Annotated in this window: 21 protein-coding genes and 1 riboswitch; of the genes, 20 read left to right on the top strand and 1 reads right to left on the bottom strand. The window is 53.2% G+C overall.

The genetic code is table 11. The features are described 5' to 3' along the window. Positions 1-13 precede the first annotated feature (13 nt). Positions 14-1,363 (top strand): amino acid permease, encoded by a 1,350-nt coding sequence (locus tag RIN67_RS07015; protein WP_264998874.1) that lies wholly within the window; start codon positions 14-16, stop codon positions 1,361-1,363. A 30-nt stretch (positions 1,364-1,393) separates the two neighbouring features. Here the strand turns inward: RIN67_RS07015 and RIN67_RS07010 are convergent, their stop codons facing one another. After that, positions 1,394-2,344, bottom strand: a complete 951-nt coding sequence (locus RIN67_RS07010; RefSeq protein ID WP_264998873.1) for a helix-turn-helix transcriptional regulator — start codon at positions 2,342-2,344, stop codon at positions 1,394-1,396. 99 nt (positions 2,345-2,443) lie between these two features. Here RIN67_RS07010 and RIN67_RS07005 point away from each other — a divergent pair, with 99 nt between their 5' ends. The 19 genes from RIN67_RS07005 (at position 2,444) to RIN67_RS06915 (ending at position 24,136) form a co-directional block, all read left to right on the top strand. Continuing rightward, positions 2,444-3,088 carry an FMN-dependent NADH-azoreductase gene (locus tag RIN67_RS07005; protein ID WP_313825960.1) on the top strand — a complete coding sequence of 215 codons (645 nt, stop codon included), beginning with the start codon at positions 2,444-2,446 and terminating at the stop codon, positions 3,086-3,088. Positions 3,089-3,558: 470 nt separating this feature from the next. After that, positions 3,559-6,930 (top strand): DNA polymerase III subunit alpha, encoded by a 3,372-nt coding sequence (dnaE, locus tag RIN67_RS07000; protein WP_313825961.1) that lies wholly within the window; start codon positions 3,559-3,561, stop codon positions 6,928-6,930. 93 nt (positions 6,931-7,023) lie between these two features. Then, the gene (locus RIN67_RS06995; protein ID WP_264998870.1) at positions 7,024-7,758 is read left to right on the top strand and encodes a transaldolase; all 735 of its coding nucleotides are present in this window, start codon (positions 7,024-7,026) and stop codon (positions 7,756-7,758) included. 242 nt (positions 7,759-8,000) lie between these two features. After that, positions 8,001-9,758, top strand: coding sequence for a pyruvate kinase (gene pyk / locus RIN67_RS06990; protein WP_056943400.1), 1,758 nt, complete (start codon positions 8,001-8,003; stop codon positions 9,756-9,758). Between the two features lie 331 nt (positions 9,759-10,089). Further along, positions 10,090-10,992, top strand: a complete 903-nt coding sequence (locus tag RIN67_RS06985) for a CvfB family protein (RefSeq protein WP_264998869.1) — start codon at positions 10,090-10,092, stop codon at positions 10,990-10,992. Between the two features lie 28 nt (positions 10,993-11,020). After that, a complete protein-coding gene (gene xerD, locus RIN67_RS06980; RefSeq protein WP_264998868.1) occupies positions 11,021-11,917 on the top strand; it encodes a site-specific tyrosine recombinase XerD in 897 nt (298 codons plus the stop codon). A 63-nt stretch (positions 11,918-11,980) separates the two neighbouring features. Further along, on the top strand, positions 11,981-12,376 hold the full coding sequence (locus RIN67_RS06975; protein ID WP_107739883.1) for an N-acetyltransferase: 396 nt from the start codon (positions 11,981-11,983) through the stop codon (positions 12,374-12,376). Continuing rightward, on the top strand, positions 12,297-13,109 hold the full coding sequence (locus RIN67_RS06970; protein WP_264998867.1) for a segregation and condensation protein A: 813 nt from the start codon (positions 12,297-12,299) through the stop codon (positions 13,107-13,109). Before RIN67_RS06975 ends, RIN67_RS06970 begins: the two co-directional genes overlap by 80 nt. Further along, positions 13,087-13,686: an SMC-Scp complex subunit ScpB gene (scpB, locus tag RIN67_RS06965; protein ID WP_056943404.1), complete on the top strand. Its 600-nt coding sequence runs from the start codon at positions 13,087-13,089 to the stop codon at positions 13,684-13,686. The genes RIN67_RS06970 and scpB overlap by 23 nt, the downstream gene beginning before the upstream one ends. Further along, positions 13,686-14,411, top strand: a complete 726-nt coding sequence (locus tag RIN67_RS06960; protein WP_056943405.1) for a pseudouridine synthase — start codon at positions 13,686-13,688, stop codon at positions 14,409-14,411. Before scpB ends, RIN67_RS06960 begins: the two co-directional genes overlap by 1 nt. Positions 14,412-14,467: 56 nt before the next feature. Then, a riboswitch (FMN riboswitch) is annotated at positions 14,468-14,586 on the top strand. 104 nt (positions 14,587-14,690) lie between these two features. Next, positions 14,691-15,272, top strand: a complete 582-nt coding sequence (locus tag RIN67_RS06955; protein ID WP_264998866.1) for an ECF transporter S component — start codon at positions 14,691-14,693, stop codon at positions 15,270-15,272. A 97-nt stretch (positions 15,273-15,369) separates the two neighbouring features. Beyond that, positions 15,370-16,428, top strand: a complete 1,059-nt coding sequence (locus RIN67_RS06950) for a helix-turn-helix domain-containing protein (protein ID WP_264998865.1) — start codon at positions 15,370-15,372, stop codon at positions 16,426-16,428. After that, on the top strand, positions 16,409-17,857 hold the full coding sequence (locus RIN67_RS06945) for a RecQ family ATP-dependent DNA helicase (RefSeq protein ID WP_264998864.1): 1,449 nt from the start codon (positions 16,409-16,411) through the stop codon (positions 17,855-17,857). Before RIN67_RS06950 ends, RIN67_RS06945 begins: the two co-directional genes overlap by 20 nt. A 219-nt stretch (positions 17,858-18,076) precedes the next feature. After that, a complete protein-coding gene (locus RIN67_RS06940) occupies positions 18,077-18,715 on the top strand; it encodes a LysM peptidoglycan-binding domain-containing protein (RefSeq protein WP_264998863.1) in 639 nt (212 codons plus the stop codon). A 38-nt stretch (positions 18,716-18,753) separates the two neighbouring features. After that, positions 18,754-19,440 carry a (d)CMP kinase gene (gene cmk, locus RIN67_RS06935; protein WP_024746260.1) on the top strand — a complete coding sequence of 229 codons (687 nt, stop codon included), beginning with the start codon at positions 18,754-18,756 and terminating at the stop codon, positions 19,438-19,440. A gap of 73 nt (positions 19,441-19,513) precedes the next feature. Then, the gene (gene rpsA, locus RIN67_RS06930) at positions 19,514-20,827 is read left to right on the top strand and encodes a 30S ribosomal protein S1 (RefSeq protein WP_264998862.1); all 1,314 of its coding nucleotides are present in this window, start codon (positions 19,514-19,516) and stop codon (positions 20,825-20,827) included. Positions 20,828-20,941: 114 nt separating this feature from the next. Next, entirely contained in the window at positions 20,942-22,249 is a 1,308-nt protein-coding gene (gene der / locus RIN67_RS06925; protein WP_024746262.1) for a ribosome biogenesis GTPase Der, read from the top strand. Positions 22,250-22,488: 239 nt separating this feature from the next. Beyond that, positions 22,489-22,764, top strand: coding sequence for an HU family DNA-binding protein (locus tag RIN67_RS06920; protein ID WP_011667553.1), 276 nt, complete (start codon positions 22,489-22,491; stop codon positions 22,762-22,764). Between the two features lie 112 nt (positions 22,765-22,876). Continuing rightward, a complete protein-coding gene (locus tag RIN67_RS06915) occupies positions 22,877-24,136 on the top strand; it encodes a tetratricopeptide repeat protein (protein WP_264998861.1) in 1,260 nt (419 codons plus the stop codon). The last annotated feature ends 110 nt before the right edge of the window (positions 24,137-24,246 follow it).

The following is a 24,246-nucleotide window of genomic DNA, read 5'->3' as shown; positions in this document are numbered from 1 at the left end:
AAGTTGAGGCTATATGGAAAATCAGCAATTGGCAAGAAAGTTAAAGCGGCGGCACGTTCAGATGATTGCGCTGGGAGGCGCCATCGGGACCGGACTCTTCTTAGGTTCCGGGACGGCCATTCAAAAGGCGGGTCCTTCGATCCTGCTAGCCTACGCCATTGGGGGCTTCTTCTGTTACCTGATGATGCGCGCGTTGGGGGAACTGTTACTCTCGGATACGCGGAAACACTCTTTTTTGGAATTTGTGAATCAATATTTAGGCAAGAAGTATGAATTTGCGATTGGCTGGACTTACTGGCTATGTTGGGTCAGCCTTGCGATGGCCGATCTGACGGCCAGTGGGATCTATATTCGCTATTGGTTCCCGGGAATCCCGCAGTGGCTGACGCCGTTGATCATCATCGCGATCCTGTTGGCGTTCAACCTGCTCTCCGTGAGTGCCTTCGGGGAACTAGAGTACTGGTTCTCGATGATCAAGGTCGTGGCAATCGTGGCCTTGATTGTCACCGGGGTGGCCTTGATTGGGTCGAGCGCTACGGTGGGCGGCCATACCGTCACCATGGCGAACCTGGTTAGTCACGGGGGCTTCTTCCCTAAGGGGCTGAGTGGCTTTGTGATGTCGTTTTCACTCGTGATTTTTGCCTTCACGGGGATTGAAATGGTGGGAATCACGGCCGGGGAAGCTGAGAATCCCGAAAAGGAACTGCCCCGAGCCATCAACAGTTTGCCCCTGCGAATCTCGTTCTTCTACGTTGGGGCGTTGTTGGTGATCATGAGCATCTACCCTTGGACGGCGATTACGCCAGCTCAATCACCGTTCGTGCAAGTCTTTAGTGACGTGGGCATCAAAGCCGCGGCCAGCATCATCAACTTCGTGGTCTTGACCGCTGCGCTGTCGGCCTGCAACAGTGCCATCTTTAGTACCAGTCGGACCCTGTTCACGTTGTCCCATGGCGATAATGCGCCTAAGTGGATGGGCAAGGTCAACCGGTATAACGTGCCGGCACGGTCGTTAGCCTTTTCATCCGGGATTCTGTTGGTGATCGTGGTCTTGAACTACGTGATGCCTAGCACGGTCTTTACGTTGATCTCGAACGTGGCGACGACTAACTTTATCATCGTGTGGTGTTCGTTGTTGGCCTGCCATTTGGTGTACAAACGGACCATGGATTCCAGCCACAACCCCTTCAAGTTGCCGCTGTTTCCTTGGACCAACTGGGCGACCATGGCCTTCTTTATTGCAGTGACCGTGGTGCTATGCTTCGATCCCGTCAACCGCTGGGCGGTCATCGGGTCGGTGGTTTGGTTTGCGGCGTTATTAGGGAGCGAAACACTTCTGCGACGGCGCCAAGCTCAATCGTAACTTGCTGAAATTGGGTCGTGAAGGCCGTCTTTAGGGACGGTCGACACGGCCCGTTTTGTATTGGTCTAGTATTTGGTGTAGGGCGGTGAGGTAGGCTTGGCGTAAGCTGGCGGGGGCGATGACTTTGACCTGGGCACCCAGACCCAAGAGGTATTGGACCATGTAGGCCTGTTCGCTGGGCGCGTACTTGCCCGTTAGCCAATCTTGGTCGGCGTGGTGGTCAAGGTGCATATTGGGGTAGCGGTTCTTTTGTACTTCTTCTCGGCCGAGAGGGGTCAGCTGACAGCGGAAGGGAATCGTGTAATGGGCGTCTTGGTACCGCTGAAAGGCCTGGGGTAAGTCGCTGCTGGTAAATGGGGCGACACGGTCCGTGGGAGTCAGGGCTTGGATGGCATCGCAGCGGTAGATTCCCCAGGACTGTTCAGCCAAGTGGTAGCCGCTAAAGAACCAGATGCCGTGGCGAAAGAGGAGGTCGTAGAGTTGAAAGTCGCCGGTGTAGGGGGCAATGTTCAAGGTCAGATGGACCACTTGCGGCTTTAAGATGGCAGGGAGTAAGTCCGGGAGAAAGTTGGGGCGGTCCAGGTTGGTGACGGTGTAGTAGTGGACCACTTGCTGGAGGCGGTCGACGGTCTGTTGTTCCTGGTGGGGCAACGTTGCCATGAGCTTGTCGTAGATGGTCCGGTAAGACTGGTCAAAGGGGGTCACGGCGAGGAGCCGGAGCGCTTTGATGGCGAAAAACAAGGCGTTGACCTCTTGGAGGTTAAAGGTCACGGGAATCCAGAGTCGCCGGTGGATCAGTTGGTAACCGCCGTAGCGACCGGGATCGACGTAAAAGGCCAGTCCGAGTTGTTCTAGGGCGGCAATGTCCCGTAAGGCGGTGCGTTTTGAAATCTGAAACTTCGTCATGAGGTCGGCCAGATGAAACTGGGTTTGGTTACTGAGAAAGATTAGCTCTTGGTTGAGCCGTTCAGAACGGGTCATGGGAACCACTCCTTAAAAAGATTTTCAATGGTGTCATTGATTGTCACCATTCAACGCTATGCTTAGTATATCAAATCAAGACCACTAAGGAGTTTTTAGATGACCACACTTTTGATTAACGCCCATCCAGATTTTCAAAATGATCAACACTATTCGGCCAAGTTAGCCCAGCGCTTCCTAGAACACTATCAGACGGCCTTCCCGGAACAGACCGTCGATGTTTTGAATCTATACGGGACCGAGATTCCGCAACTGACCACGACAGCACTCTTGGGTGTCTGGCGCAAGCAGGCCCAACACGTGACGTTGACGCCGGACGAGCAGCACACGGCCGCCGTGAATCGCCAGCTATTAGCACAATTCAAGGCCCACCACCGAATCGTCATCGTGTCGCCGTTGCACAACTTTAACGTCACGGCGCGGTTAAAGGACTACCTGGACAATATCCTGGTTGCTCGAGAGACGTTCCGGTACACGGAAGCGGGGTCGGTGGGGTTGATGACCGACGATTACCGGGTGCTCTTATTACAGGCCAGTGGGAGTGTCTATACCCGCCAAGACCGCTACACCCCCATGGAATTCTCCCGACTCTATTTGGATAAGATGTTTACGGAGATCATGGGCTTTGACACCTTTGACATTGTCCGGATTCAGGGCACCCAGACCCACGGCGTCCGGATCGACGATGCCGTTCAGGCGGGCTATCGCGACTTGGATGCGGCGTTTACTCGGTTTTACCGGTAGGCAGTCAACCCTGGTCTAGTCACGGGGCAGGCGGTGATAATCACCTGTCTTACCAGTTGGTCCTGACGAGGCTGGAAATTGAGCGTCCCAAAACAATGGTTTTTAACGTTTGAAATTGGAAGGATCAACGTGGGGGATGTTAAAGCCAAACGATAAGGCGTAACCCTTATTAGACCTCGAGCCCGTGGTATGCCTCATCATACATTTGATGGGTTGACACCATGGCTACAAACAACTAACGCTCGTCGTTACGCAAGTAATCACTGTGACCTTATCCTGCTGGGGATGAGGTCTTTTTTAAGTGATAAGAGTCATCAATAATAGAATTAGGTGCTGCGGCCTGATAGCACATTAGGTTCCGGTAAGGCGGATGACGATCACCACGGTTTTATTTTAAGGCCGGCTACACCGGTGGGGGGATGCTGGAACGTCCGTTCGTTTCTCCGGATTTTCTAGGGGTTTCTGGTATAATGGACAGGATAAGAAAGGGGAGAAGCGGTGTGTTCGTACCACTACAAGTTCTGAGTACCTACAGCTTATTACAGAGTCCTAACCGCATTGAGGCTTTGGTGCAGACGGCCAAGCAACGGGGGTATACCGCTCTGGCCCTGACGGATAAAAATGTCATGTACGGCGCGGTTGCCTTCTACAACGCTTGCCAGCAGTCCGGGATTAAACCGTTGCTGGGATTGACGCTGACGGCGCAAGGAATCGTGGCGCAACAGGCGACCAATCTTGACTGGCTGGTCATTGCCCGCGACTTTACGGGGTATCAACAGTTGATGCAACTCTCGACGGCCGCCCAGGTGGGGCAAGGCCCCGTGGATCTAGGACAGCAGGCTGCTAAGTTGACGCACGTGATGGTGGTCGCGCCGCTGAATAGCGAGGTGCATCAGTTATTGGCAACCGGTGATACGACCGGGGCCGCCCAGGTTCTACAACGACTGCAGCAACTGGTGGGGACGGATCAAGTCTGGCTGGGAATTTCGCCGACGTTATCCCCCGAGCGCCAAGACCAGTTGGCCCAACTTAGTCGGCAGGCCCAGGTTGCATTGGTGGCCGTGGAGCCCGTGGCATACCTGAACCGGGAAGACCACTTTGCAACGGCCGTGTTGCGGGCCATTGCGGCGGGAACCACCATTGATGATCCGGCAACGGCCAAGCAGCAAGCGGGTCAGCATTGGCTACGTCCGGCCGCGGATCAAGAGCAGCGGTTTGCGAGCCCGTTGCTGCAACAAGCCGCCGCTAATACGGGCCGGTTAGCTGATGCAACTCAGGTCACGCTGAAGTTTCAGCAGCCGCAGCTTCCCCACTACCCGACACCAGCTGGTCAGACCTCACAGTCGTATTTGCAACAGCTCTGTGCCCAAGGATTGGCGCGCCGGTTACGTGAGTTGCCAGATGCGCCGACGCAAGACTATCAACAGCGGTTAGACCGGGAGCTGGGGGTCATTCACCGGATGGGGTTCGATGATTACTTTTTGATTGTCTGGGACGTGATGAATTACGCGCACCGGGCCCATATTCAGACGGGGCCGGGCCGGGGGTCGGCGGCTGGTTCCCTGGTGGCCTATGTTTTGGCCATCACGGAGGTCGACCCTTTGCGCTACCACCTCTTATTTGAACGGTTCTTGAACGAGGAGCGGGCGCAGATGCCCGACATCGACTTGGATATCCCGGATGATCGGCGCGGGGATGTGCTCAACTACGTGCATGATAAGTACGGGCATACCCGGGTCGCTCAGATCATTACGTTTGGAACGCTGGCTGCTAAGGCCGCTCTACGGGATGTGGGGCGGGTCTTAGGCGTCAGCCCGTATGAGATGAGTGACTGGAGCGCAGCGATTCCCAACCAATTACACGTGACCTTGGCGGAAGCCTATCGACAGTCCCAACGCTTACGGAACCTGGTGGCGGATAGTGAACGTAACCGGTTGCTCTTCACCACCGCCCAAGAATTAGAGGGGCTTCCCCGTAATTACTCGACCCATGCGGCCGGCATCGTCTTAAGTCAGGGGGACCTGACGCAGTTGGTACCCCTACAACCGGGAAGCGATGAGCTGCTGATGACGCAGTACCCCAAGAACACCGTTGAAGCGGTCGGCCTCTTGAAGATGGACTTCTTGGGGCTGCGGAATCTGAGTATCCTAGCGAACGCGTTGCGGCTGGTTAAGCGGCAGACGGGCCATTCCCTGGACGTGAACGCTATCGACTTAAATGACCCGGCGACCCTGAAGCTTTTTGCCCAAGGGGAAACTAACGGGGTCTTCCAGTTTGAATCAGCCGGCATCAAGCGAGTCTTGCGGCAACTGCAACCCGATAGCTTTGAATTGGTCGCGGCCGTCAACGCGTTGTACCGGCCCGGCCCAATGGAAAACATTGACACGTTTGTGAAGCGCAAGCGGGGGCAAGAACCGATAACCTATCCAGCTGCGGCGCTGAAGCCCATTTTGGGGCCTACGTACGGCATCCTGGTCTATCAAGAGCAGGTCATGCAGGTGGCCTCCGTCATGGGGGGCTTTACGCTGGGCCAAGCCGATTTGTTGCGGCGGGCAATGAGTAAGAAGAAAAAGGCCACGATGGACGCCATGCAACGGCAATTTGTGAGTGGCGCGCAACGGCTGGGCTATCCCCGCGACGTGGCCGAGCAGGTCTTTGCGTACATGGACCGGTTTGCCAATTACGGGTTCAACCGGTCACACGCGGTCGCGTATAGCAAGCTGGCCTTTCAACTGGCCTATTTAAAAGCCCATTATCCGGGGCCGTTTTACGCGGCGTTGCTGAATTCGGTGATCAACGTGCCCACCAAGACCAAGTTGTACCTCACCGAGGCCAAGCGCCACGGCGTGACCATTTTGCCACCAGATATCAACCAGTCGACGGCCTACTTCAACCTGACGCAGCACCACGCCATCATCTTTGGCCTGAGCGCCATCAAGGGCGTTCGACGCGACTTCTTGCGGGACGTCTTGGCGGACCGGCATGCTCAGGGACCGTACCATGACCTACACCAGTTTTTGGAACGGATTGAGCCGAAATACCGAAAGGAAGACTTGCTGGATGCTTTGGTCTACGCGGGGGCCTTTGACCACTTCGGGTATAACCGGGCGGAGCTGATTGCGGCGATTCCGGAGTTCTTGAGCAGTGTTGAGCTGTCCGGAGATAACGTGGAATTGTTCGCGGCGCTAGCCCCTAAAGTGAAGGCGCGACCAGACCTGGACTTGATGACTAAGCTGACTAAAGAAGAGGCCGTCTTGGGCGCCTACTTATCGGGTCATCCGGTAGAACAGTACCGTGAGTTGGCGACCAAGCGTCACGCCCAACCCATCAGTGAATTGGCTACGGTCAACCGGGTAACGCTGGTCGCCTACATCACGGCGATTCGGACAATTCGGACCAAGCGGGGCGAGCCTATGGCCTTCTTGACGGTCAGTGATGAGTCGGGAGAAGTCCGGGTCACGGTCTTTCCGAACACCTATCGGCGGGCGGCCGAGTGGTTAGCGACGGATCAAGTGGTCGTCATTCGCGGTAAGGTCGAGCGCGAGCGGGGGCTTCAGGTCGTGGCGGATCAGGTGGAGATGGCGCCTGCGCCCACGCAATTGCCGGCCGGAGCGCGATGGTTCATTCGCGTCGATGCCCAGCACGATGACCGCCAGACGGCGCAAGCCCTGGCGACCTTCTTGACCCACCATACGGGAGCCGTACCGGTCATCGTTTACCAACCCCAGACCGACCAGAAGCGGGTGCTGCCGCAACGGCAGTGGTTGGCGGACGATTCATCGTTGCAGGCTTTGTTGGAACAGCTTATGGGCCGGGGCAACGTTGTTTTACAAAATGGATAGACCAATTTAATTAAAAAAACCTCTAGACTTATAATACCGGCTTTAGTATGATATATACCAATGACACGATATTGAACTTTGGAGGTTTTTTTAATGCAGTTGAACGTTAAAGTTTATTCAGATGGCGCAGAACTTACAGCGATGAAGCAGGTTGCGGCTCAAGGGATCGTCCAGGGCTTTACCACGAATCCCAGCTTAATGAAGGCCGCGGGGATTACTGATTATCTAGCCTTTGCCCGTGAGGCCGTGGCGGCCTTTCCGGACCAATCCATTAGTTTTGAAGTGTTTGCGAACCAACCGGACCAGATGTTAAAGGAAGCCTTGGTCTTGGCGAACCTGGGGTCGCACGTGGCGGTCAAGGTCCCCATCATTCGGGCAACGGGGGCCGATAATACGGCGGTGATTTCTCAACTCTCCCAAGCGGGGGTTCAGGTCAACGTGACGGCCATTACCACCTTGGAACAGGTTCAATTGGCAGTGGACGCCTTGAATCCCGCAGTCGGGGGCATTGTTTCCGTCTTTGCTGGCCGTATCGCGGATACGGGTGTCGATCCGTTGCCGCTGATGCGGCAAGCAGCCACGCTATGCCACGCCAAGGCGGGGGTGGAACTCCTCTGGGCTAGCACTCGTGAAGTCTTTAACATCGTTCAGGCTGATCGAATGGGCTGTGACATTATTACGGTGCCACCCAAGATTCTGGCCAAGATGACCAAGTTTGGTAAAGATGCGCTACAGGTTTCGGTGGACACGGTCAAGACGTTCGATGCGGATATCGCTGAACTCGGTTTCACGATTCCCACGGCGGATCAAGTGGCCCCGAAAATTTAAAAAAACGACGCTTAATTATAAGTAAATGATTAAAAAAGGAACCCGGAAAAGACGGAAACGTCGCCGGAAAACGCTTACTTTGAGAATTTAGAAACAAACTCAGTGAAATTCGACGAACATAGCAGACATAAATTTTTAAAAGTGCTAAAATACTTTTGGAATCAAATTTGTGCCGAAACTTTGGTTTGCCGAATTTTTTGGTAAGCTGTGTTCGTGCCAATTCTAAAGGAGAGATTTTTCTAATGAAGAAAACCAAGATCGTAAGTACCCTTGGTCCTGCAAGTACTGACGTCGATACGATTGTTAAGTTGATTGAAGCCGGCGCTAACATTTTCCGGTTTAACTTCTCACATGGTGATCACGAAGAACACCTTGGCCGTTTGGAAAACGTCCACAAGGCGGAAAAGATTACTGGTAAGACGGTTGGTATCATGTTGGATACGAAGGGTGCCGAAATCCGGACGACCGTTCAACAAGGTGGTAAGTTGAATTTCACGACCGGTGATCAATTCCGGATCTCCATGGATGCTTCCATCGAAGGAACCAAGGAAAAAATCGCGGTTACTTACCCTGGCCTGTACGATGATGTTCACGAAGGCGGCCACGTCTTATTCGATGATGGTCTGCTGGACACGGTCGTTGACAAGAAGGATGACGCAACTAAGGAATTAGTTGTGACTGCCCAAAACGATGGTGTTTTAGGTTCCCGTAAGGGTGTTAACGCTCCTGGCGTTTCCATCAACTTACCTGGGATCACTGAAAAGGACTCCGATGACATTCGCTTCGGTCTGGACCACGAAATCAACTTCATCGCCGCTTCCTTCGTTCGGAAGCCACAAGATGTTTTGGATATTCGTGAACTCCTCGAAGAAAAGCACATGGAACACGTGCAAATCTTCCCTAAGATCGAATCCCAAGAAGGTATCGACAACTTTGATGACATCATCAAGGTTTCCGATGGTCTGATGGTTGCTCGTGGTGACATGGGTGTCGAAATTCCAACGGAAAACGTGCCTTTGGTTCAAAAGGCTTTGATCAAGAAGTGCAACGCCTTAGGTAAGCCAGTGATCACGGCGACCCAAATGTTGGACTCCATGCAAGAAAACCCACGTCCTACGCGTGCCGAAGCTTCTGACGTTGCCAACGCCGTCTTTGATGGTACGGACGCAACCATGCTTTCTGGTGAAAGTGCTAACGGTGAATACCCTGTTGAAGCCGTTACGACGATGAACCGGATCGACATCAAGGCTGAAAATGCTTTGAAGGACTTTGGTCGGGACAACTTAGACTTCGATAACGGTGACGTTACGGAATCTATCGGTGCTTCCGTTGCCCGGGTCGCTAACCAATTAGGGGTTAAGACCATCGTGGCTGCTACGGAATCCGGCTACACGGCGCGGATGATCTCCAAGTACCGTCCAAATGCCAACATCTTAGCCGTTACGTTTGATGACCGGACCCGTCGTGGGTTGATGGTCAACTGGGGTGTTTACCCAATCGTTACGGAAAAGCCTTCTAACACTGATGCAATGTTCGATTTAGCAGCTGCTAAGGCTGTTGAAACCGGCTTGGCTAAGGAAGGCGACTTAATCCTGATCACTGCCGGTGTTCCTGTCGGCGAACGTGGGACTACGAACTTGATGAAGATCCAATTAATTGGTTCTAAGTTAGTTCAAGGTCAAGGTGTCGGTGATGACACGGTTATCGGTAAAGCCGTTATCGCGAACACCGCTGCTGATGCCAACGCTAAGGTGACTGAAGGTAGTATCCTGATTGCCAAGAACACTGACAAGGACTACTTGCCAGCCATTGAAAAGTCCAGTGCCGTTATCGTTGAAAACGGTGGGTTGACTTCTCATGCCGCTGTTGTCGGTATCTCCATGGGGATTCCTGTCATCGTTGGTGCCGCTGGTGCCAGTGACAAGATCTCTGATGGTGAATTGATCACCGTTGACTCTCGTCGTGGGATCGTTTACCACGGTGCTTCTAACGCACTTTAAGCTTAACTGAAATCTAATGGAAGGGTTCGAGACGTCTGTCTCGAACCCTTTTTGCTTTTCGGAGACGACATGCTCAGACTCTACTTTTGACAATTTGGCACTGAAACGTGGGCTCTCAAGTAATCAGCCAGCATGAACCACCTTGGGGCCCACGTTCTTTAACGGGTCAAATCATGAAGCGGTGGGGCAGCCGGCGATTGGTGGCGGTTACGCGAATGATTCGTCGGGATTTTATCGGGGAATCTCTCGCTAGTTCTGCCATTTCCGTGTAAAATACAAGGTAAGGCTTTTGAACGGATCACCGAGAACGCTCGGTAGAAACGAGGAAATTATGGAAAATTTATTAGGACGAATCGTTGCGGGTAACGTGACGGACCAGAACGAAACGGATTACTTTGTGCAGGTTGCGGGGACCACTTTTCGGTTAGCGAAGAGTGAAATCAAGAAACCCTTGCGTGCTGGCGCCACTTTTCGCGGCTTTGCTTACGAGAATGAAGATCACCAGATGGCGATGACCCGGAACGCGCCGGATGCCCAGGTTGACCACTACGGTTGGGGGACGGTCGTCCGGACCCAGCGGCAGTTAGGGGTCTTCGTGAACATCGGCTTACCCGATAAGGACATCGTGGTCTCATTAGACGACTTGCCAGACATGATGGAACTGTGGCCGCAACAGGGGGACCGGCTCTTGATCGCCTTGCGAGAAGACGCTAAGCACCGGTTATGGGGTGTCTTAGCGGATACGGACATTTACCAAGCGATTGCCCAGCCGGCTAAGGCAAGCATGCAAAACGCTAACGTGACGGCGACCGCTTACCAGTTGAAGTTAGTCGGTACTCGGGTCATGACGGATCACTTTGAATTGGGGTTCATTCACCCTAGCGAACGCGAACGTGAACCGCGTTTAGGGGAAGAACTGCACGCTCGGGTCATCGGGGTACATGACGACGGGACCCTTAATTTATCACTGAAACCACGGGCTTACGAAGCCATCGATGATGATTCAGCGATGCTATTAGCGGCGCTCGAGCACTCCCAAGCGGGGCATCTCGAGTTTAGTGATAAGAGTTCACCAGCAGCCATTAAAGCGTACTTTGGAATCAGCAAGGGACAATTTAAGCGCGCGGTGGGCCACCTGTTAAAGGCACGGTGGATTAGCCAACACGATGGGGAACTCTGGCTGGTTCAACCCGAAGAATCAACGACCGATACCACGCCGGATACGACCGACTAAGGGTTAGAACTGCTGAGGAGGGACGTTGATGACCACGTTAGCGATGATGACGGCCGATTTTGGCCACTATTTGACCGTTGAACAGGGGCTGGCCGCCAATTCTGTCAGCAGCTACACCCAGGAAGTCCGGGAGTTCGGTGACTACCTGCAGACGCAGGGAGTGGGCGACTTCTTACAGGTCGACCGGGTCACCGTGATGAATTATTTGGCGGCGTTGACCAGTCAAGGCAAGGCGCGTAATTCGGTGATTCATGCGGTCTCCGCGCTCCGTAAGTTTTACCGGTATCTGGTGCAGACCCACCAAACGACCACTAATCCCATGGCGAACGTGGCGGCGCCCAAGCACGCCGAACATTTACCAGCCGTATTGACGGTCGCGGAAGTCGATCGCCTGTTAGCGGCGCCCGACACGACCGATAAATACGGTATCCGGGACCGGGCCATGTTGGAGGTCTTGTATGCGACAGGCTTACGGGTCAGTGAGCTGGTCCACTTGAAGCTGGTCGACTTGCACCTGGAGATGGGATTGATTCAGACCCTGGGTAAGGGCGACAAGGAGCGCATCGTGCCGATTGGTGATGTGGCGAGCGATTGGATTCAGCAGTACTTGCAGCATAGTCGGCCCGTCCTATTGAAGCAGCGGACCAGTCCCTACTTATTCTTGAACGCCCATGGTGGCGGCTTGACCCGCCAGGCCATTTGGCAAAAGATCAAGCGCTACGTGGCCTTGGCGGACATCCAAAAAGACGTGACTCCCCATACATTGCGCCACTCCTTTGCGACGCATATCTTGGAGAATGGGGCGGATCTGCGGGTGGTCCAGGAGCTACTGGGACACGCGGATATTACCACGACCCAGATCTACACCCACATCTCTAAGAAACGCTTGACGGCGGTGTATGACCGGTATCACCCCCGGGCCTGATCGCCAGTTGTTTCGGATTTTAAAGTGTGGTAAAGTGAGTGGACGTTTAGACGGAGGACAAGTATGTTATTGAAGTATCGTAGCGATTATCAAAAAATTGCAATGGGGATCTTAAGCCTCGATCCCGTCTTTAAGGATTGGGACCGACTCCAGCATGCGCTGACCTGGTACCAGACCAGCGACGATCGGACCCTTTACTTGTGGAAGGATCGCCGCGATGATTTTGCCGGCATCTTAGGCACCGAGCAACAGGGCCGCTACGTGGTGGTGCGTTTACTGACGTTGATGCCGGATAAGCAGACCACCCGTAATGCCCAGAACATGCTGGATGACTTGGCCGCGACGGTTCCCCAACAACGGGTGATGGGGACGTTGGCGAATGCCAAGATTATTGCAGAGTGGGAGTATCAACATGGACAAGACCACGATGGACGGTCAACCGCTGATTCAAGTCAGTGATTTTGAGGGACCGCTCGATCTATTGCTTCACTTGATTAAAACCAATGAAATGGATATTTATGATATTCGCATTGCCACCATTACCACGCAGTATCTGGATTATTTGCATCAGATGCAGACGTTACGGTTAGACGTGGCAGGCGAATATTTTGTGATGGCTGCTAATCTGATGGCTATCAAAGCTAAACTATTATTGCCGAAACCACAGACGGTGGTCCCGGCGGCGGACGAAGAAGCGTATAGCGACCCCCGAGAAGAGCTGGTCAACCAGTTACTAGAGTATCAGCGGTACCAGCAAGCGGCCCAGGATCTGAAACGCCGGGCCCAAGAACGGCAGCAGCACTTTACCCGCTCCGCGATGGCGGTGCCCAGTGATACGCCGTTGACCGTGGCCCCGGGAACGACCGTCGCAGACTTGCAGTCGGCGTTGCTTAAGTTGGTCCACCGGGTATCGGTGGCGCGTCCCGTGACCCAGCGGGTGGCCTCGGAGCGCTTTACCGTGAAAGATCAGATGCGTACGGTCTTACACCGTTTGAATCGGCACCCTGTGACCTTTGATCACTTGTTCGGGCCGACGCCGGTCTTAGAGGAAGTGGTCACGACTTTTTTGGCCGTTTTAGAATTAGCCAAGCGACATCAAATCGCGTTACACCAAGCGAGTCGGTTAGTCCCCTTGCAGTTGAACGCAGTTGTTAAAGGAGACGATGATCATGACACCACTCGCACAGATTGAGGGGCTACTATTCGTTAGTGGCGATGAAGGAATGACCGTGGCGGACCTAGCGACGGTCACGGGCTTATTGAAGCCGGCAGTCTTAGCCACCTTAGAACGGTTGGCCCAAAAGTATGCCGCGGATACAGATTCCGCGCTGGAGTTGATGGTCAATGAGACCACTTATCGGCTCGTGACCAAGGAAGCCGCCAGTGACCTGATCAAGCGTTACTTTGAAAGTCCGTTAAGTACTACCTTGTCTCAGGCGTCCTTAGAGGTTTTGGCCATTATTGCTTACCGGCAGCCGATCACGCGAATCGAAATCGATGAGATTCGGGGCGTCCAGAGTGCCTCGACCGTGCAGAAATTAGTTCTGCGGCGTCTGATTGAAGACGCCGGTCGCCTGGATGAGCCGGGGCGGCCGAAGCTTTACCGCACCAGTGCCTATTTCTTAGACTACTTTGGGCTGCAACAGCTGACGGACTTACCACCGTTACCCGCTGCCGCGACCCCCGATCCGGATGGGGACCATCCTGACGGTGACTTATTCTTACAAGCTTTTAACCAGAGCCTTAACCAATCAGGAGATGAAAATTAATGGAACGATTGCAAAAAGTTTTAGCCCATGCCGGGGTCGCGTCACGGCGTCAGTCCGAAAAGTTGATTACTAGCGGTCACGTGCGGGTCAACGGAACGGTGGTCACGGAACTAGGAACCAAGGTCGGCGTGCACGACCAGGTCTCCGTGGATAATGTGCCCATTACCCATGAAGATCCCGTTTACGTGATGCTGTATAAGCCGCGGGGCGTCGTCTCAACGGCCAATGATGAAAAGGGACGGCAAACGGTCGTGGACCTGATCGAAAATGTCTCACAACGGATTTACCCCGTGGGTCGGTTGGACTATGATACCTCCGGGTTATTATTGTTGACCAATGACGGGGAGCTGGCTAATCGGTTGACCCATCCTAAGTACGAGGTCGAAAAGACTTACGTGGCCAAAGTCACGGGGATTCCGAGTAACGATGCCATGCGGCAGATTCGTCAGGGGATGACCATCGACGGTGAGGCGTACGCCCCAGCGAAGTTGAAGCTGTTGAGTAGCGACCAGAAGAAACATACGGCCATTGTGCAGTTAGTTTTACATGAGGGGAAGAACCATGAGGTCAAGAAACTGTTGGCAGCCGTGGGTTGTCCCGTGGAGAAGCTAAAGCGAGAAGAGTATGGATTCTTGACTCTCAAGGGCTTACAGGCGGGCGATTCACGTTACCTGAAGCCAAGCGAATTGGCCGAGTTGAAGCGTTTGACGGGCATGGTTCAATAGTTTTAGTTGACAATCTTACAAAAAGTTAGTATATTATAAGCGTAATTAAATCTATGGTTCATCTTCAGGGCAGGGTGCAATTCCCGACCGGCGGTAATAGTCCGCGACCCGCGTGAGCGGTTGACCCGGTGTAAATCCGGGACCGACAGTATAGTCTGGTATGCAGGAGATGGGACGTTGTTTTTACGTATAATCACGTGAATTTCAAGGTCTTGCCCTTCTGCGGCGAGACCTTTTTTTGGTTGCGTCGCTAAGATGGCCGCAAGGAGGAAACAGCTGATGGAGAGTCAACAACAGGGATTGGGCGTACGGGCAATGGTGGAGATGGCGCTGTTTGCGGGCGTCGCGTACGTGTTGATGTTTATTTCATTACCAATTATTCCCATTGTGCCCTATATGAAGTTGGATTTAAGTGATTTGGTGGTCCTATTAGGGATGAGCGTGTTTGGTCCCGGAGGCGCCATCCTGATTGCCGCAGTTAAAGAGCTCCTGTACTTCGTATCGACCGGGATGGACATCGTGAATCTGATTGGGGTTTTAACCGCGTTCATCGCGGACTTGGCCTACATGTTGCCCATTAGTGCGGTCTTACGCGCCCACCCGAACCAATTACGGCGGCAAGTGTGGGCGGTGCTGGCCGGGACTTTAAGCCTCACGGCGGTCTTGTCACTGGCCAATTGGGGTGTGATTACGCCCCTGTACCTGAAGGTCTGGGGGATGTCATTGGGCTTACCCGTGAACCAGTTGATTCTGTTAGGGGTCATTCCGTTTAACTTGATCAAGGGTATCGTCTTAGGCATCCTATTTATTCTACTCCACCGGCGGATGCAGCCTTGGTTGGCTAAGCACGCGCAACATTAAAGATTCAATTTTAAATTTGTTTGTTCGGGGTCGACGGTCGCGTCGGCCCTTTTTGAGTATGGTAAACTGGTTTCATGGATAAAAGGAGGTGGACGCGTTGGAGGCGGATGATTTGTTACAGCTACTTAGTTCCCAGCAGGCTCGGCGTCTACGCGTCATTGAGAATCTTCTGCGGGGACGGCGGACTGTGTCGACGCTTTTTTGGGGGCAGCGCTACCGGCTACTGTACCTCTTGGACCTTGGCAAAGCCTTGACGCGGGGCGGTTTAGATGGCCCGGCCCAAACATTGGTGGATCGCCAATTAGCCACTTGGGAGGCAGAAGAACAACCGCAGTTGCGATTGACTCCAGCGGGCGTTGCGGCGCAGCACGCGGCCCAACCGTTCGTCCCGCAGACCGCCGTACTCTGGCCCCAACTAGACATTAATGCCGCCCGAAAGCGCCTGTTACTAGGTGTTCAGGTCGTCTCGGAGTATCAGCACCGGACCAAGCGGTATTATCCCTTAGCCACGGACCTCGCGACCCGGCAGTTGGTTCGGCGGTGGTTCTACCAAAGTGACCGTCGGCAGTTGGGGACGGCGTTACAGACGACTTTGACCCGGAGTTTGGCGCGATTGCCGGAGCGGGTCGCAACGGTGACGGTGGCGGGGTTCACCGGCTATCAGCAGCCAGGGTTGACCAACCAGCAGTTGGCCGTGCGGTGGCAGACGACGGCTTGGCAGGTCTATTTAATGCATATCGAAGCGGTCGTGACGATCGCCCAAGCGGCCCAGGTCGCTACTGATCCTCTGGCGGGATTGCTGGGACCGCTGTGGACGGTTCCCGTGACGAAAAGCGCTCAGGCGACTTTGGCTGCCGTTCAGGCAGGGGGGACGTTGGACCAGATTGCCCGGCAACGGCGGATCAAGCCCAGTACGGTCAGAGAACACCTCTTAGAGGCAGCGATTATGTTGCCCGAGACGGCCTTTCCGTACGAACGGTTGTTACCGGCGACCACGCAACGGACCCTATTGGCGGCGTTGCCGGCGGCCATCGACGAGTGGACGTATACGGACTTGGCGCCGGCGGTACAAGCCAAAATTGACTTTTTTACGTTTCGACTGTTGGCAATTTGGCAAGATAAACGGGGGGATTCTCATGGAAAGTCTAACGGCTAGTCTAGAACGCGTCTTTGGTTATACGACCTTTCGTGCGGGCCAGCAAGCGGCGCTCACGGCACTAGAAGACCAAAAAGATACGCTAGCCGTCCTGCCGACGGGCGCGGGCAAGACCTTGATTTACCAATTATACGGGTACCGTCACCCGGGTTGCGTCCTGGTGGTTTCCCCCTTATTGGCCTTGATGAACGACCAGGTGGACCGGATGCGCGTCGCGGGGTTTCGTCAGGTAGCGGCCGTGACGTCGTTGACCAGTTTTACGGAACGCCAGGAGATTTTAGCCCAGCTTGACCAGTACCGCTTCCTCTTTCTCTCACCAGAAATGTTGGCGCAACCGGCCGTGTTGAGCCGGATTCAGCAGATTTCCTTAAGCCTCTTAGTGGTCGATGAGGCGCACTGTATCGTGCAGTGGGGGCCGGACTTTCGGCCGGAATACCTCTTGTTGGGCGCAATTCGTGAACGATTGGGGCGGCCCCTGACGCTTCTTTTGACGGCAACGGCTGACCACACCACGCGCATCGAAATTGCGAAGCAAATGCGAGTGACGCCCACGGTGGTCGCGGAACCCATCGACCGGCCCAACGTTTTTTTGGACGTGGAGACCGTGGCTAATGAGACGGAGAAGCGTGAGCGGCTCTTGGGGCTGGTCAGCCAGCTTCAGACGCCCGGTGTGGTTTATTTTTCCAGTAAACAGCAGGCGACGGATACGGCTAGCTGGTTACAAGAGCAGACGGGCTTAGCGGTCGCAGCCTATCATGCGGGATTGTCCAGTGAAGACCGGTTCAAGATTCAACAGCAGTTTATGCAGGATGATTTGGCGGTAATCTGTGCGACCAGTGCCTTTGGCATGGGCATCGACAAGAACGATATCCGCTTTGTGATTCACTACCACCTGCCGGCCGACCTGGGGAGCTACGTTCAGGAGATGGGCCGTGCGGGGCGAGATGGTCAGACCAGTGTGGCGATTCTGCTCTATGCGCCGGGGGATGAGCGGTTGCCCCAGGCGTTGAACGAGACTAACCGACCGGATGATGTGACGATTCGGCGCTTTTATGCGACCCCCCAGCACTTTAGCCTAGAAGAACCGGGGATTCGGCTGTTGACCTTTTACCGCGACCACGGGATCTCCGAACCGGCCGTTCACGCCTTATTTGAGCGACGTGAACGTGAGCGGCGGGCGGCTCTAGACCGGATGGTGGCTTATGTGCGTGAGCCAACGTGTCTACGACAAAACTGGCTGACGGCGTTCGACCAGACCGCTCCGGACCACCAGGCCAAGACGTGTTGTGCGCCAGGAAGCCAAGACTTGGATATCACGGCACTAGGCTTACGGCGGACACCGGCCGAAGCAGTGGCGGCCCCCAACAGTGATTGGCGGGCTCAGCTAGCAGGGTTGTTGACGGCGGCCCCAGCGATACCGGAGGGGTGAAGCAAGGCGCCGGACCGGTTAGATTGAACCCATTGTCTGGATTTAATGCAATTAGCAGCTGATAGGCTCTAGCCATCTCGGGGGATGGTCGTGTGTCGGCCAGAGGTAAAGACTTTTTGAAGAATGCCGTCATACCGGCATTTTAAACAATTATTGCTATGCTATCAGGATTGGTTGTGCTACAATTACCGTTGAAAGTTTTTCAGGGAGGTTAGGATGATGAGTCAGAAGCGTGACGAGCATACAAAGGAAGAAACGTCGCGACCATGGGAGCAATCATTTGCCGATGATCGTGACGATCAAGGGAACTTGTCCCGAACCAAAATGCGGCGTCAGAATCATAGTAATACAATGATTACGATCATTTTAGTCGCCATCATTGTGGTGATTGCAGCCGCCTCGCTGGTCTATGGCTTAGCTCGGCAGAGTTCGGTCAACCGGCCACAGAATACGGAGAAGGTCGCTGCCAGCTCCTCGAATTCCTCGAAGGCGAAGCCTAAATCTAAGGCGAGTTCGAAGCAGTCGTCGAAGACGACTAAGCAAGCCCAAACGACGTCTAAGAAAAAGCGTCAGTCGTCTACGGCGGCAACCACGGCCAGTTCAACTGAAGCGGCCGCTAGCAGTTCTACCGCGACGAGCACTTCGAGCACCACTAGCCAATCGAGTCACCAAGCATCCTCATCAAGTACCAGTAGTAGCACGAGTGCCAGCGGTTCTAAGTACGCCACGGTTGAATCCGGACAAGGGATTTATCGGGTGGCGACGAACGCTGGTATTTCTGTGCAGAAGTTAGAAGAGCTGAATGGCCTGTCTTCCGGGGCAACCGTTCACCCCGGCCAGCGTCTGCGGGTACGGTAAAGTTTTTAGATAAATCGAAATAAGGAGTTTGATATAAGATGGATAAGCCAGGATTACAGGTCGCCATTGACGGCCCCGCTTCAGCTGGGAAAAGTACGGTCGCTAAGATTGTTGCGCAACGCTTCAACTACATTTATTGCGACACCGGGGCAATGTACCGGGCAATTACTTGGAAGGCGTTGCAAGCGGGCGCAGATTTAGGTGACGAAGCAACGGTCAAGGACCTACTGGATCACATGACGATTCGGTTTGAGCCGGGGACTCCCGTTCAAAAGGTGTTTGTGGATGACACTGAGGTCACGTTAGCGATTCGGCAACCCGATGTGACCAACTCGGTCTCCCAGGTTTCTGCGTTACCGGCTATCCGGCAAGAATTAACGGCGCGTCAGCGACAAATTGCTGATGCGGGTGGGATTGTGATGGATGGCCGCGATATTGGCTCCACGGTGCTTCCCCAAGCGGAAGTGAAAATCTTCTTGGTCGCCAGTGTGGATGAACGGGCCCAACGGCGGTTGAAGGATAATGCGGCAAAGGGCATCACAACGCCGTTAGCAACGTTAAAGCATGAGATTGAAGAGCGGGATCGGAAGGATTCCACCCGGAAAGTGTCACCATTGACCCAAGCGGCCGATGCAATCCGCTTAGATACCACTTCGTTATCGATTGAGCAAGTGGCTGATCGGATTGCTGAAATCATTCATGAAAAAGAATTGCAACAGAAATAGGCATTTTACTAGCTTTTATCGCTATAATCAGATAAAATGGTGTTTAGAGTTGTCGCAAGGAGGAAATATTCGCATGAGTGAAAATGGCACGAGTCAAAACAATGATAACAACGATTTGCTGAACGCGTTGAACAACGTGGACAACGTTAAGGTCGGCGATGTCGTTAAGGGTGAAATCTTAGCCATCGATGACGATCAACAAGCAATTGTTGGTATCGGTGAAATTGGTATTGAAGGGGTTGTTCCCAAGAAGGAACTTTCCACGAAGCCAGTCGATGATATTAAATCAGTAATTAAAGTCGGGGACGTCTTGGACCTCGTCGTAATCTCACGTATCGGTAACGATAAAGAAGGTGGGAGTTACTTGCTCTCACAACGTCGTTTGGAAGCCCGTAAGGTTTGGGACGACATTCAAAAAGAATTCGAAGCTGGTCACACGTTAACGGCCCCTGTTACCCAAGTGGTTAAGGGTGGTTTAGTGGTTGATGCTGGTGTCCGGGGCTTTGTTCCGGCATCTATGGTTTCAGACCACTTCGTTGAAGACCTTTCGCAATTCAAGGGTCAAACCTTGGAATTCAAGATCGTTGAAATTGAACCAAGCGAAAACCGTTTGATCTTATCTCACCGGGCAATCGTTGAAAAAGAACGCGCTGCTCAACGTGAAGAAATCATGTCCAAGCTGCAAGCCGGTGACACGGTTGAAGGTAAGGTTGCACGTTTGACGAACTTCGGTGCCTTCGTTGATCTTGGTGGCGTGGATGGTTTAGTTCACGTTTCTGAAATTGCTTACGAACGGGTTGAAAAGCCTAGTGACGTACTGAAGGTGGGCCAAGACGTTAAGGTTAAGGTCTTATCCGTTGATCCAGAACGTAACCGGATTTCCCTGTCCATCAAGCAAACTTTGCCTGAACCATGGGATGGTATCGAAGAAAAGGCACCACAAGGTAGCGTCTTAGATGGGACCGTTAAGCGGTTGACCAGCTTTGGGGCTTTCGTGGAAGTCTTCCCTGGTGTTGAAGGCTTAGTTCACATTTCCCAAATTTCTCACCAACACATCGCGACGCCAGCTGACGTCTTGAAGGTTGGTCAAGAAATCAAGGTTAAGGTCTTAGATGTTCGTCCAGACGATCACCGTTTGGCATTGTCCATCAAGGCTCTGGAAGAAAAGCCACAATCCTCTGACGAAGAAAATGGTAACAGCAACCGTGCTGAAAGCCGTCCTCGTCGGAACAATGGTGGTGCCAACCGTTCTCGGCGGAACAGCCGGAACGCTGCTGAAACTTCTACGGCTAACGCCCCAGAAGAAAGCACCGGCTTCTCTTTAGGTGACCTGATTGGGGACAGCCTGAAGAAGGATATCGAAAACCAGGAAAACAACAACGACTAATTAAGTCGGATTAAAGGGGTCTAGAGCGGAACTTTGTTGGGTTGCGTTCTAGACCTCTTTTTCTTATCATTTTAATCGATCGAATAAATGTCACAACTAAAGGAGGAATTTGTGATGGCATATCCTGTAGTCGCCATTGTTGGGCGTCCCAACGTCGGAAAATCGACCTTGTTCAACCGCATTGCCGGTGAACGCATTTCCATCGTTGAAGACACACCGGGGGTTACGCGTGATCGGATTTACGCGCCCGCGGAGTGGTTGGGGACGGAATTCCGAATGATTGATACTGGGGGAATCGATATGGGGGACGAACCGTTCCTCAGTCAGATTACCCAACAAGCGGAGATCGCCATTGATGAAGCCGACGTGATCGTCTTTATCGTGAGCGCGCCTGAAGGCATCACGGACGCGGACGAAAAGGTCGCTAAGATCTTGTACCGTTCTAAGAAGCCGGTCGTGTTAGCCGTAAACAAAGCGGATAATCCTGAGGTGCGGGAAACGGTCTACGATTTCTACGCCTTAGGCTTCGGTGATCCGTATCCCGTTTCCGGGGTCCATGGATTGGGCCTAGGGGACTTATTAGACGCCGTCATTAAGGAATTTCCGGATGAAGCGGGAACGCCTCAGGATGATTCGATTCGCTTCAGCCTGATTGGGCGTCCCAACGTTGGGAAGTCCTCATTGGTCAATGCCATGTTGGGGGAAGACCGGGTCATCGTCTCCAATATTGCGGGGACGACCCGAGATGCTGTGGATACCAAGTTTACGGCGGACGGGACCCACTTCACTATGGTCGACACGGCGGGGATTCGGAAGCGTGGCAAGGTCTACGAAAACACGGAACGTTATAGTGTGATGCGGGCCATGCGGGCTATCGATGACTCTGACGTGGTCTTGATGGTCATGAACGCTGAAGAGGGCATCCGGGAACAAGATAAGCGGGTCGCTGGTTATGCGCATGAAGCTGGGCGGGGCGTCATTATTTTGGTCAACAAGTGGGATACCCTGAAGAAGGATAACCATACGCTGACCGACTTCCAGAACCTGATTCGGGCGGAGTTCCAGTATCTGAGTTACGCGCCGATCCTGTTCGTTTCGGCCAAGACGGGTCAACGACTGGACCAATTACCGGCTTTGATCAAGCGCGTATCGAAGAACCACAACCAACGGGTCCAATCTGCAACGTTGAACGACGTGATCATGGACGCGATTGCGCTGAATCCGACGCCTTCCGATAACGGGAAGCGGCTGCGGGTCTACTACGCGACGCAAGTGGCTGTGGCGCCGCCAACTTTCGTGGTCTTTGTGAATGATCCGAAGATGATGCACTTCTCGTATGAGCGTTTCTTGGAGAATCAGATTCGCGAACACTTCGATTTTGAGGGGACGCCCCTGCATCTGATCGAACGCGCGCGGAAGTAGTTCCTAAGCCCGTGAAATCAGTGTTTTTCCCGATTCTGGGAGAATCTTAAGGAAATCCCAAGATATTCACCGAAAATCACTAAAAAATCGCGTTATCCCTTGTCATATAAGGCTTCCTGTGCTATCTTTGATAAAGAAATGATGCGGTTTCGCCGCAGTTGTTTCATCATTTTTGGACCACTCAAAAATGATCACTAGATGGTCATCATCTAATCTTCTGTTCAGGAGGTGAATTCAAAATGGCAAACAAAGCACAATTGGTTAGCGATGTTGCAACTGCAACTGGCTTAACTAAAAAGGACGCAACGGCTGCAGTTGATGCAGTCTTCGATTCTGTCCAAGCAACGTTGGCTAAAGGCGAAAAGGTTCAATTGATCGGCTTTGGTAACTTTGAAGTTCGTGAACGCGCAGCTCGTAAGGGCCGTAACCCACAAACTGGACAAGAAATCCAAATTCCTGCAAGCAAAGTACCTGCATTTAAGCCAGGTAAAGCCTTAAAGGATGCTGTTAAATAATTGATCACAACTATTTAATAGGTAAAGGGCCAGGACGGTTGTCACCGGACTGGTTTTTTATTACCTTAAAATCTATCTGAATGGTTAATGAACTTAGGAGGCGGGTTAGTCAATGAGTTACGCACAAACGGCATTAGATCAGCTGGAGAAGGGCCAATTAGCGGACTTCAAGAAACAGTACGCGTTGGCTTTACGGCACGACGATGACGATACGCTCTTCAGCTTGGCGGAAGAGCTGTATTCGTTGGGGTTCTTGAATCAGTCCCGACGAATCTATGAGAAGTTGTTGGCGAAGTATCCGGAAGAAGATGAGCTGCGGACGAACCTAGCCGACATTGCCATCGATGAAGACAAGGACGACCAGGCCTTAGACTACCTGAACCAGGTCAAGCTGGATTCGCCCGCTTACGTCGAAGCCTTGATGGTCGCGGCGGACCTCTACCAGACCCAGGAATTGTTCGAAGTGAGCGAGCAGAAACTGTTAACGGCCAAAAAGGTGGCACCGGATGAACCGGTGATCACGTTTGCGTTAGCGGAACTGTATTTCACGATGCGGGAATTCCGAAAGGCAATCCCGCTGTATTTAGACCTAATTACGGCTGGGACTACGGAGCTGTCCAAGGTCAACTTGGTAGAACGGCTAGGGGTGGCTTACGCCAACGCTGGGCGCTTTGAGCAGGCCATCGGTTACTTGAAGCAGATCCATTCCGGGGACATGACCCCAGACGTTAAATTCGAAACGGCCTTCACCTACCTGCAACTAAAGGACCGGCCGGCCGCCATTCGGTTGTTTAACGAGCTGAAGGATACCGATGCTCACTACACGTCCCTCTACCCGTATCTAGGGCAGGCACTGGAACAGGAGAACCGGCTAGCGGAGGCTCTAACGGCGTTACAGGAAGGCTTGGGTGTTGATCAGTATAACGAGAAGCTGTGGCTGCAAGCGGCCCACGTGGCCACTCGATTAGACGATGAGGCGTTAACCGAGAAGTACCTGAAGAAGGGGCACGACCTTGACCACGATGATCTAAGTGCGGTCATCCAGTTGAGTAACCTCTACGTGAAGCAGGAACGGTGGGACGAGAATACGGCCTTAGTCGTCCCGTACCTGCAAGAGGACAATACGGATCCCCAGCTTTACTGGAATCTCGCGGTGACGGCGGAACATCAGGAAGACTTCGCCAAGGCGCGCCAATATTACGACGCAGCGGCGCCATACTTCATGGATCAGGCTGACTTCTTGAAGCCCGCTATCTACTTCTACCGAGAAGAGGGCGCTCAAAAGCAAGTGGTCGACCTGTTAAAGGCTTACTTGAAGGTGGTTCCCGATGACCAAGAAATGGCGTTGATGCTGGATAGCTATCAGGATTAAGGTTAAAATGCGGCCCAATGCGGGTCGTTTTTTTAGGTTTGGAACATAGAAAAATTACTTTAACTTATAAATAATCTAAAAAAAGCAGCCGCAAAACCCGCGGCTGCCAG

The sequence above is a fragment of the Levilactobacillus namurensis genome (assembly GCF_032197885.1).
Taxonomy (GTDB): domain Bacteria; phylum Bacillota; class Bacilli; order Lactobacillales; family Lactobacillaceae; genus Levilactobacillus; species Levilactobacillus namurensis_A.
Note: the sequence above shows the minus strand (reverse complement) of the source record. Positions and strands in the feature narration are given on the sequence as shown.

Excerpts from the sequence above, each read along its gene's own strand:
- dnaE (WP_313825961.1), top strand. The coding sequence starts at position 3,559 with ATGGACAGGATAAGAAAGGGGAGAAGCGGTGTGTTCGTACCACTACAA.
- RIN67_RS07005 (WP_313825960.1), top strand. The coding sequence starts at position 2,444 with ATGACCACACTTTTGATTAACGCCCATCCAGATTTTCAAAATGATCAA.
- RIN67_RS06920 (WP_011667553.1), top strand. The coding sequence starts at position 22,489 with ATGGCAAACAAAGCACAATTGGTTAGCGATGTTGCAACTGCAACTGGC.
- RIN67_RS06945 (WP_264998864.1), top strand. The coding sequence starts at position 16,409 with ATGGAAAGTCTAACGGCTAGTCTAGAACGCGTCTTTGGTTATACGACC.
- scpB (WP_056943404.1), top strand. The coding sequence starts at position 13,087 with ATGACACCACTCGCACAGATTGAGGGGCTACTATTCGTTAGTGGCGAT.
- pyk (WP_056943400.1), top strand. The coding sequence starts at position 8,001 with ATGAAGAAAACCAAGATCGTAAGTACCCTTGGTCCTGCAAGTACTGAC.
- cmk (WP_024746260.1), top strand. The coding sequence starts at position 18,754 with ATGGATAAGCCAGGATTACAGGTCGCCATTGACGGCCCCGCTTCAGCT.
- RIN67_RS07010 (WP_264998873.1), bottom strand. The coding sequence starts at position 2,344 with ATGACCCGTTCTGAACGGCTCAACCAAGAGCTAATCTTTCTCAGTAAC.
- rpsA (WP_264998862.1), top strand. The coding sequence starts at position 19,514 with ATGAGTGAAAATGGCACGAGTCAAAACAATGATAACAACGATTTGCTG.
- RIN67_RS07015 (WP_264998874.1), top strand. The coding sequence starts at position 14 with ATGGAAAATCAGCAATTGGCAAGAAAGTTAAAGCGGCGGCACGTTCAG.
- RIN67_RS06995 (WP_264998870.1), top strand. The coding sequence starts at position 7,024 with ATGCAGTTGAACGTTAAAGTTTATTCAGATGGCGCAGAACTTACAGCG.
- RIN67_RS06975 (WP_107739883.1), top strand. The coding sequence starts at position 11,981 with ATGTTATTGAAGTATCGTAGCGATTATCAAAAAATTGCAATGGGGATC.
- RIN67_RS06940 (WP_264998863.1), top strand. The coding sequence starts at position 18,077 with ATGAGTCAGAAGCGTGACGAGCATACAAAGGAAGAAACGTCGCGACCA.
- RIN67_RS06970 (WP_264998867.1), top strand. The coding sequence starts at position 12,297 with ATGCCAAGATTATTGCAGAGTGGGAGTATCAACATGGACAAGACCACG.
- RIN67_RS06915 (WP_264998861.1), top strand. The coding sequence starts at position 22,877 with ATGAGTTACGCACAAACGGCATTAGATCAGCTGGAGAAGGGCCAATTA.
- xerD (WP_264998868.1), top strand. The coding sequence starts at position 11,021 with ATGACCACGTTAGCGATGATGACGGCCGATTTTGGCCACTATTTGACC.
- RIN67_RS06955 (WP_264998866.1), top strand. The coding sequence starts at position 14,691 with ATGGAGAGTCAACAACAGGGATTGGGCGTACGGGCAATGGTGGAGATG.
- RIN67_RS06985 (WP_264998869.1), top strand. The coding sequence starts at position 10,090 with ATGGAAAATTTATTAGGACGAATCGTTGCGGGTAACGTGACGGACCAG.
- RIN67_RS06960 (WP_056943405.1), top strand. The coding sequence starts at position 13,686 with ATGGAACGATTGCAAAAAGTTTTAGCCCATGCCGGGGTCGCGTCACGG.
- der (WP_024746262.1), top strand. The coding sequence starts at position 20,942 with ATGGCATATCCTGTAGTCGCCATTGTTGGGCGTCCCAACGTCGGAAAA.